This window comes from Paenibacillus sp. UNC451MF, assembly GCF_000686845.1.
GTDB lineage: Bacteria > Bacillota > Bacilli > Paenibacillales > NBRC-103111 > Paenibacillus_S.
The window spans coordinates 403,033-411,338 of sequence record NZ_JMLS01000003.1; the positions used below are offsets into that span (position 1 = coordinate 403,033).

The following is an 8,306-nucleotide window of genomic DNA, read 5'->3' on the forward strand; positions in this document are numbered from 1 at the left end:
TTTACTGCCGTAAATGCCGCTGCGCGTCCCGATATCCATGTGTCACTCCCCATACACTTGAATTGTCCCAACAGCAGCCTAGTCAAGTCCAAAGGCTTGGATAGGCATACAAGTCCTTGACATGTGCTATGCGATTATTTCTTTATCTCGCTCTGAATAGCCTTATCCGCTCGCTCGGCAGCAGCCCTTAACACCGTATTGGCATCGCTGCCCTTCTGGTATTCCATGAGCGCAGTGTACAGTTCAGTCTCAAGCAAACCCTGGTACTTCGTCTTAATTGTCGGCGCCGCATATTTTTGCGGGAAGAGCGACTTGAAGTTTTTGCCCTTCAACTTCGGATCGTCTATGCCAAAATCGGAGGCGAATTTGGCGCCGTCCTTGAGAATGGTGTTTGCCGTACCTGCCTTGACCATAAACCTCTGGAAATCCTCGGAGGCGATATAATCAAGCACCTGGAATGCGGCATCTTTGTTTTTGGACGTTTTCGTAATATAGAAGTAGGTCGGGTACGATTGCGGTCCGATGCCGGGCTTGTCTTTGTAAACCGGGTGCGAGACTATATCCCAGTTAAAGTTTTCCGGCCTCGTTCCGCTCAGCGAGAGGTACATGGCTGCCGTACCGTTTTTCAGGAATTGGTCCGTTTGGCTGGCAAGCGTGTACTTGTCTCCTTCGACCTCGTTACCCGGAATTTTGAAGAATCGCGCCAAGTTTTCGAATGACTGCTTGAAGCCGTCCTCCGTGATCCGCGGTTTGAAAGTTTTCGGATCGAGCGGATTGAACGAATTTTGATCGAGCAGCATCAGGTGCTGGAACGACATCGCCAAGCCTTTATATTTGATGCCGCCTTCTGTTCTCGTCATTTTTTTGGCAAGCTCGTAAACCTCGTCCCACGTCATGCCGTCCTTCGGATAAGGTACGCCGAATTTATCGAACAGATCCTTGTTGTAAAACAACGCGCCGGATGTGGTGCTGACAGGCATGCCGTAAATGCCGCCGTCCGCAAACCCTCTTTGAATCTCTACCGAGGTAGGCTCCAGCTTGTTCAGATCGAAATTGTATTTTTTGATCAGCTCGCTAATATCGTATTGAAGATCGTAGGTGGTCAGAAAATTTTGCGTCAGGCCGACGGAGCTGATCATAATGTCGAACGAACCGCCTGCCGTCAGAAGCTCCGGCAGCGACTTGCTGTCCTTTTGCATAATGTACTTGACGTTGATATGAGGCAGCTTTTCCTTAATCTTATTGCCGTATTGCTCCATAAACTTCTCTTCCGAAATGTTGTTGGACGTCAAGTAGAACGTCAAGTCCACCGGATCGTTCTTAAAATTGGCACCTCCGCCTGCCGGTTTATCGACAGACGGCTTCGAGCCTCCTTCCTCTGCTCCGCCTCCGCAGCCCGCAGCCAACACTGCAAGCGCAGTCGTCATAGCCACAACAGCAACAAACATCCCCTTTTTCATTATGCCAACTCCTTTTTCAATATTTTTATTGAAGCGAGAGCAATTGTTTGTAACGATCTTATGACGTCAATGCTTATCAAGCCGAGAGCTACAGACCGTGCTTGGTCAAAAACAGCTCCATGTACGCAAGGCTGAGCCGCTGCATCGGCGATTCCGTGCCGTAACCGAAGCCGTGCTTTATGCCCGGAAGTACGGCGAGATCCGCCGTTCCTCCGCATTTGTTGATCGCATGGCACATGTCGGATGTATCGCTCAGCGTCGTAGTCGGGTCCTGATCTCCTTGAATGAACAAAAATGGCGGTAGCCCCTCGCGAACTCGGTGTACAGGTGAAGCGGCTTCATATTGCTACGGTAGCTCTTCCACCGTTCCTCCCATAAATACGCTCACAAAGTCGCGCGGAATGAACAGCGTTGTAACCGGACAGTAGCAGACGACTACCTGCGGCACCTTATTCGTTAGCTCCAGCTCGGAAGTCGCTCCGAGCGGGTCACCTTCCGGCACGGTGGCGAGCATCACCGCTAAGTGTCCCCCTGCCGATGAGCCTACGGCGGCGACGGCATCCGGCCGGAAGCCGAACCGGTCTGCCTGCCTCTTCATGAACTGCATCGCCAGGCGAACAGCCTCGAGCTGGACCGGGAAAGTGCTGTCCAGGGCAAGCCGGTAGCTTGCCGAAGTGCAGACATAGCAAAGGCCGGCGAAATACTCGGCCACCTAATGCCACTGTTCCTTCTTACCGGCCAACCAACCGCCACCATGGATAAACAACAGGCACGATCCGTTCGGCCGATCCGGCTTAAAAATATCCATTTTGCGTTGTTCGGTAAATTGAGCGCTGAACGCCTCGTCGTATAAAATTTCACCTGTGTCGCTCCTTACCCAAACGCAGTTTTCGGCACCCCGTATACTTGAACGCCTTCCTTGTACAGAGCGACCGGTACGAGCCGCTCTCCGTCTTCCCGGATCAGTAGCAGATCAGCCGGCGCAATCTCGTTGAGTCCTCCTGCAGCGGGATGGCCGAGCTTTGAGGCCGGAAGCACGGACGTTCCCGGAAATTGGCAACCGGGGGATCGTTGAAAGCGATGTTGCCGTTCTCTCCGATACCAAGCAGACGATATCGATCGGTTTTTCCAGAAGCGGCGCGGAATAGCGGGCGCATTCCTCCTCCGCTAAACGAGTGCTGTCGAGCAGATGAATGGTTCCCGGACGAACGATGTCAAACAGCCTGTCGCGCAGGAACCGGCTGAACGCCTGAGGGGCATCGGCCGGTAGGCCGATATACTCATCAATATGAAAGGCGGTGATGCGGGACCAATCGATCCCTTCAGCCTTGGTCAACGCCGCCAAAACTCGTTCTGGGATGGAGCTGAGGCGAAAATCATCCGAAGCTCACCCTTTTCCTTCTGCATCTGCGCGATGCGCCTTACCGCCTGCGCTGCGGCAGCTTGGCCGAGCGCCGCGCGATCTTGAAACACTTGCACCTTCAGCCGTTCAACGGCAAACAATTTCCACGCTTCCCATGCCATTTGTTCTCCTCGCTACTTCTTGTATCGAATCATCGGAAATGCTCCATCGCAAGCAGTGCATCCATGCATTCCTCCGACGCTTCCTTGCCCCCGACAGAAAAGCTGCTGCCGGAAGGCCGCTTTAATTGCTCTTCCGTAAGAATCGATGTCAGGCGATAATGGGTTTCTAAGATTAAGTAGCCATCGTACCCGTCATCGACCAGTCTTTGGAACAGCGCCGGGTAATCGACCTCTCCCCGGCCGATCGCGACTCCGATAGGGCCTTCGCCGGTCGTAACCGCATCCTTCAAATGTATATGCGCGATCGTTCCGCGCAGGTGCTCATAGCCATCGGGATATGGCACCTCAAGATCCGGATCCCACAAGTCGTTGCCGGGATCGTACAAGGCGTGCAGGTTCGGAACCCCGGCCATATCGATCAACCTGCGCGTTTTCCTGGCGTTACTCGCATAAACGCTAGGATCGAATTCTAGCATGAAGGCCAAGCCTCCCTTCTCCAGCAGCTTGGCCATCCGGCGCAGCTGCTCCACGATGACGGGAAGCTGCTCTTCGAAGGAGCCCTTCGCCCAAAAGCTGAAGCCTCTGATCATATTCGCTCCAAGCATACGCGCCACTTCGATGCAACGCTCGGCAATGAGGTAATGCTGGGCCAGCTCCTCCGTATTGTCGAGATCGCATTTGAATATTGGGGCCGACAGTGCGCAGACGGTCATCCCCGCCGCTTGAACCCGATCGCGTATGAGCACCACTTCGTCATCGCTCAGCATATGGACAGGCTTGTCGAATATAGAACGTATTTCGAGTGTATCCAGGCGGTACACTTCGGCGAAAGCGATAATTTCATCCATGTCCTGCGATACTTCATCCGTAATAATACCAAGCTTGAATGCTCTCACAAACGTCCCCCCCATTTTTTTTGTAAATACAGCAGTTGATAAATATTGGTGTTTCCGACAACGCTTACAATTAATAAAATACCACAGTACGCCCCACTTTTTCTTGACGGGCCGTGCCCATATTCATGCATCATTTGATTGAAAGTGCTTACTTGGCAAAAAAAACATCCGCCAGAGAAATCAAGGCGGATGTGCATGTACAATTACAGCAGCTTGCGGTATTGCTCGGGCGTCAGTCCGACAACCCGCTTGAAGGTACGAGAGAAGTGGGACAAATGCTTAAAGCCGGTTTGAAAGCAAACGTTCGTCACGGTGCTGCCCGGGTCCAGAAAGAACAGCACCTTGGCTTGCTTGATCCGCCGATCGTTAATATAGTCGAACAGCGTCAACCCCGTCAGCTGCTTGAACAGCTTCATCAAATAAAAACGGCTTACATGCATGTTGCCTGCCAGCTCGTCGAGCGTAAGGTCGTCCATATAATGCTGCTCGATGTAAGCCATTACGTTCTGCACGATCTTCTCCTTCTCCGTTGGCATCGCCTTGCTGCTGTCGGCCGTTTCCTGAAATCGTTCGTAAATAAAGAGCAGCAGTTCGTAAAAGGCGGTGCGTAGACGGTTGTAAGCGACCAAGTCCTTCGGATGGTGAAAGCGGTTGATTTTCACCAAAATGTCCTCGACCTCGTCCATAAGCTCTTCGCTCAGCCGCCAATGGTAGTGCGTTGACAGCATGAAAGGCTTCAACACATCGATCGAGCCAGGCTGCAGCAGCATCGGACTGATCGATGCCCCATCGAACAGAACGGTCGAACGAATGTAAGTATATTTGTCATCCATCACCGGCCCGTGCTCCCGCATGCCGTTCATCACGATCAGGTCGCCGGGCATAAGATCGATCGAACTGCCCCCGATCCAATAGCTCGCTTTGCCGCTGTGAAAATAATAAATTTCATGTTTGGCGTGTGTATGGAATGCCGGCTTAAGCTTGGAGTTAAGCCGATATCTGAAATTGTCGATCAATGGATAATTCAATGACATCGCATGCGCCTCGCTTCCTTGAAACAACATGTTGAAGATTCTTCCTGAAAATAGTTCGCCACGAGAGGCGTTATTCCTGTCACGGGAAATATTCGCCTGCTTCAAAAATGAACAAAACCGTTGTCCTTTCAGGATAACCGGCCATGCTGCCGGTAAGATCAACTTGTTTAATTCTCATAAGGCAAGGCGAGCTTTTTTCCTTCAGTGGAACTCTATATATATTCTTGTCCTCTTACATTGCAACATCAATACGTCGATTTTGTCCTACTTCCAGCTCCTGTATGATCGCCAGTTTTTCTACCGCACTATATTGGATTTTTAGACATAGAAAAATCCCCTTGTAGGTAGTAGGTTTTTATTATTTAACCTGTCTACCTAAAGGGGAGCATATCAGTCTGCGACAGCCTCATTCTATTCCTGCAAAGATTCCGGATCGCCTCAACCGAATACTTGAACGTGAGCGCTTTGTCCGGATCATGAAAAAGTTGGGCACTTGCAAACAGTTGAATACCCCATTGATGGTACATTCGATGCCGCAGTATCTGTTAGACTCTCCGAATAATCCAAAGCGTCCAGAATCAGCTGAACCTTGCGATGGTTTGGAACAAATTCTGCTGACTGCGCGAGCCACTCCCTTCCCCAGCCCGGGCTGCGTCCGCTTTTCGAACAATGAATAAGTAGGGTATACACATAAATAGCTTCTGCTAACCATTGATAATTCTGGTCAAATATTCGGGTCAGTGCGCCATTGAATTCATCGGGTGTCCATGGACACATATAGGCGCCGACTATGCAATCAGGCATGCGTGTTTTGATCAGTCTCGAATTAATTCATTGTAGTAACCATTGTATTTCAAAGCTGCTCTTAATCTCTCTACTTCATCCAGAAGTTCAAATGCATAATCTTCTGTAATTCTATTTGTAGGAATTACTTCTTTTATTTCATCAAGTTTATCAAAGTAGTCTTGAATCTGAGAAAGTTTTTTCAGCGTTTATTAAATCACTCCTGCCATCCATCGATATGTATCTTTAATTTTATAACTATTTTTTATTGTCTATTTTACCAACACATGATAGTATCTAATAGGCAAATTGTACTAATTTAGGAGGACTACCATGAAATTCAGAAAAGCAGTCATTACACTAGCACTTTTAACATTACCATTCTCCTCAATTGCGAGTGCACATCCAGGTAGGACAGATTCTAATGGTGGGCATACTTGCCGGACTAATTGTGCAAAATGGGGTTTAAAAGATGGTGAGTATCACTATCATAATGGTGGTGGTGGCGGTGGCTTTTTCATAGGCGTAGATATCCCAAAGAATGAACCTACACCCTCCACATCTGATGCTGAAGAAATTATTCCTTATGGGCATGTTAAAGTTACTCTTCCGACATTTAAGGTTTATATTAACTATAAAACTGGAGCTTCGGACGCTCAAAACTCTACTTTAGAATACCCATTTTTTTTGTATAATGATATCATCTACGCACCGTTGAATTATGATATGTGTTCGACTCTTACGATTGAAAACACTTGGTCAAATGAAGTGGGTTTATCATTAAGAAAAACGGACACAGAAATTGGGGAAGGTGTACATTTCCAACGTATTGAGTCATCCTCTACTCAGCCTACAAAGATGTATGCACACTTTCCAACATTCAATATTTTTGTCAATGATGTATGGGTGGATAATGAGAATGAAGAATATCCATTTTTAGTTTATAATGATGTAACATACTATCCGATGACTTGGCATCTTAATAGTAAATTTGGTTTAACCACTGCATTAAAAGACAATAGGTTCTATATTTTTAAGTAGATTAATGGCTGCCAATGGCAGCTTTTTATTTTCCAAGTAAAATCTGAGTTTCATACTGATTGATATAGTTGACTGAACTCATCTTTTTTTTGAACGCAGATTTGATTATTCCACATCAAACCTTCAGAGGCTGTACCCTTATAACTCCAGTGTGAGTAAAGAGTAAAGTGTTGTTTAGGGTATCCCCACCCTAAAGCAACTTGACTTAAAAGCGTCTTATTAGCGGCTTTGCGGATGAGAGGCTGCAGATGCCGCAAATGCAATTCTTATTTAATGACAGTTATGTTTTAAGGGGGGGATGAAACATGCGTCAAATTATTGCTATAGGAGGCGGGGGCTTTTCGGAGTCAGATAACCCGCTATTGGATGGTTATATACTAAAGAACCGGATCACGAAGCGCGGCTCCAAGCAACTGAGGCATTGTATCTTGCGGTTTTATGCGGGCTGAGGAATTCCCGAAATAAAAAGCTTCGATAATACTATGATAAGAAGCGTGAAGAAGGAAAACCGTACCGAGTAGCCATTGTAGCCTGTATAAACAAGCTCCTTCACTGGATCTACGCCCTTTTAACAAAGAAAGAACCGTTCCTTGTTTTAGCTTAAAATCCATGCTTCTCATACAGATAAAAAACCTTCCAGCAGTTATAAGGAGGGTTATTAGGTATGCCCATTTAACAGTAAATTATACCACGTTAAACTCCCTCTATGGAGAATCACTTAGCTCTAAAATGCTCTCGTTTTCTCAGATTTAGACCATATTTACTTCTTAACAGAATAACTTTTTAGTGGAATTAAGTTGTAGGTGAAGAAATATATGGGTATGCGTTGGTGCAAAAAGCTCTCCACTTAAACCACCTGCTGTAAATTGTGGTTACTGTGGTAAAGTATGGTTGCACCTTTGGATCTCCACATGTGCTCATGGCGGTCAACCCTCCCATGTCTCGCAGAGTCTACGCTCCCACATTCCTTCATTCAACCTGTCCATGAGGTGGAGGTCAGATATGCTGCCTGACAGGATCTTCGTCCGTAAGGATAGCGCCTTTCCGACTCATCCGTACTTCTTGTTATCTTGCTCTGCCTAGGTCATCATCACAAATAAGCGATCATTAAGCTGCCTGTGGTATCTCCGTAAATTGAGGGATATCTCGGATCATCTTTTCTTCACTAAACTCATTGCCCTTCTTTAATATACCGAAAAGGATGCGTATGAGCTTGTTAGATAACGCGATGAGAGACTGCATCTTTTTTAATGGATTCACAGGACGTTTAGTGTAATACTCGTGCAGGGCTCGAAAGGCTGAATTTTTAGCGACTAGCGGCATCATCACTCTAAAGAGCAAAGCACGCAGGCGTTTCCTGCCCCTCTTTGTTATCCTCGTTTGTCCTCTGTGTGTGCCAGATGAATTTGTTTTCAAGTTCAGTCCAGCGAGCTTCGTGATCTGCTTTGGATGTCGGTACTGGCCAATATCTCCTACCTCAGCTAGAAAGCCAGCGATGGTGTCCCGGCCAATCCCTTTCATGACCAACACTTGCTTTACATGAGTTCATCCAGCTTTACTTCCAATTC

9 protein-coding genes and 4 pseudogenes are annotated in these 8,306 nt (G+C 47.6%); 4 read left to right on the forward strand and 9 right to left on the reverse strand.

The window, feature by feature from the left end; all coding sequences use genetic code 11:
* Positions 1 to 134 precede the first annotated feature (134 nt).
* The 5 genes and pseudogenes from BP97_RS0107260 to BP97_RS40135 all read right to left on the reverse strand — a co-directional run bounded on the left by BP97_RS0107260 (position 135) and on the right by BP97_RS40135 (position 2,498).
* Positions 135 to 1,460, reverse strand: a complete 1,326-nt coding sequence (locus BP97_RS0107260) for an ABC transporter substrate-binding protein (protein ID WP_028548494.1) — start codon at positions 1,458 to 1,460, stop codon at positions 135 to 137.
* Between the two features lie 88 nt (positions 1,461 to 1,548).
* Positions 1,549 to 1,791 (reverse strand): annotated as a pseudogene (locus tag BP97_RS0107265) (alpha/beta hydrolase); the annotation flags it as partial.
* A gap of 15 nt (positions 1,792 to 1,806) precedes the next feature.
* A complete protein-coding gene (locus tag BP97_RS0107270; protein WP_028548496.1) occupies positions 1,807 to 2,172 on the reverse strand; it encodes an alpha/beta hydrolase in 366 nt (121 codons plus the stop codon).
* Entirely contained in the window at positions 2,055 to 2,321 is a 267-nt protein-coding gene (locus tag BP97_RS40615) for a hypothetical protein (RefSeq protein ID WP_197035424.1), read from the reverse strand. Before BP97_RS40615 ends, BP97_RS0107270 begins: the two co-directional genes overlap by 118 nt.
* A 12-nt stretch (positions 2,322 to 2,333) precedes the next feature.
* A complete protein-coding gene (locus tag BP97_RS40135) occupies positions 2,334 to 2,498 on the reverse strand; it encodes a hypothetical protein (RefSeq protein ID WP_156043162.1) in 165 nt (54 codons plus the stop codon).
* On the opposite strand from BP97_RS40135, the gene BP97_RS41390 reads away from it, so the two are divergent.
* Positions 2,483 to 2,608, forward strand: a complete 126-nt coding sequence (locus BP97_RS41390; RefSeq protein ID WP_269321904.1) for a hypothetical protein — start codon at positions 2,483 to 2,485, stop codon at positions 2,606 to 2,608. The two genes, BP97_RS40135 and BP97_RS41390, sit on opposite strands and share 16 nt — an antisense overlap.
* Before the next feature lie 184 nt (positions 2,609 to 2,792).
* Here BP97_RS41390 and BP97_RS38730 read toward each other — a convergent pair whose 3' ends face one another.
* The 3 genes from BP97_RS38730 to BP97_RS0107290 all read right to left on the reverse strand — a co-directional run bounded on the left by BP97_RS38730 (position 2,793) and on the right by BP97_RS0107290 (position 4,944).
* Entirely contained in the window at positions 2,793 to 2,984 is a 192-nt protein-coding gene (locus BP97_RS38730) for a hypothetical protein (protein WP_028548498.1), read from the reverse strand.
* A 29-nt stretch (positions 2,985 to 3,013) separates the two neighbouring features.
* On the reverse strand, positions 3,014 to 3,880 hold the full coding sequence (locus tag BP97_RS0107285) for a sugar phosphate isomerase/epimerase family protein (protein WP_028548499.1): 867 nt from the start codon (positions 3,878 to 3,880) through the stop codon (positions 3,014 to 3,016).
* A gap of 203 nt (positions 3,881 to 4,083) precedes the next feature.
* The gene (locus tag BP97_RS0107290) at positions 4,084 to 4,944 is read right to left on the reverse strand and encodes an AraC family transcriptional regulator (protein WP_051620432.1); all 861 of its coding nucleotides are present in this window, start codon (positions 4,942 to 4,944) and stop codon (positions 4,084 to 4,086) included.
* A 1,086-nt stretch (positions 4,945 to 6,030) separates the two neighbouring features.
* On the opposite strand from BP97_RS0107290, the gene BP97_RS0107295 reads away from it, so the two are divergent.
* The 3 genes and pseudogenes from BP97_RS0107295 to BP97_RS39580 all read left to right on the forward strand — a co-directional run.
* Complete coding sequence (locus BP97_RS0107295; RefSeq protein WP_028548501.1) at positions 6,031 to 6,738, forward strand: YHYH domain-containing protein; 708 nt, start codon at positions 6,031 to 6,033, stop codon at positions 6,736 to 6,738.
* Positions 6,739 to 7,043: 305 nt separating this feature from the next.
* Positions 7,044 to 7,121: pseudogene (locus BP97_RS40620) on the forward strand (peptidase E); the annotation flags it as partial.
* Positions 7,122 to 7,124: 3 nt separating this feature from the next.
* Positions 7,125 to 7,342 (forward strand): annotated as a pseudogene (locus BP97_RS39580) (IS110 family transposase); the annotation flags it as partial.
* 503 nt (positions 7,343 to 7,845) lie between these two features.
* On the opposite strand, the pseudogene BP97_RS0107305 reads toward BP97_RS39580, so the two are convergent.
* Positions 7,846 to 8,277: pseudogene (locus BP97_RS0107305) on the reverse strand (transposase); the annotation flags it as partial.
* Positions 8,278 to 8,306 lie beyond the last annotated feature (29 nt).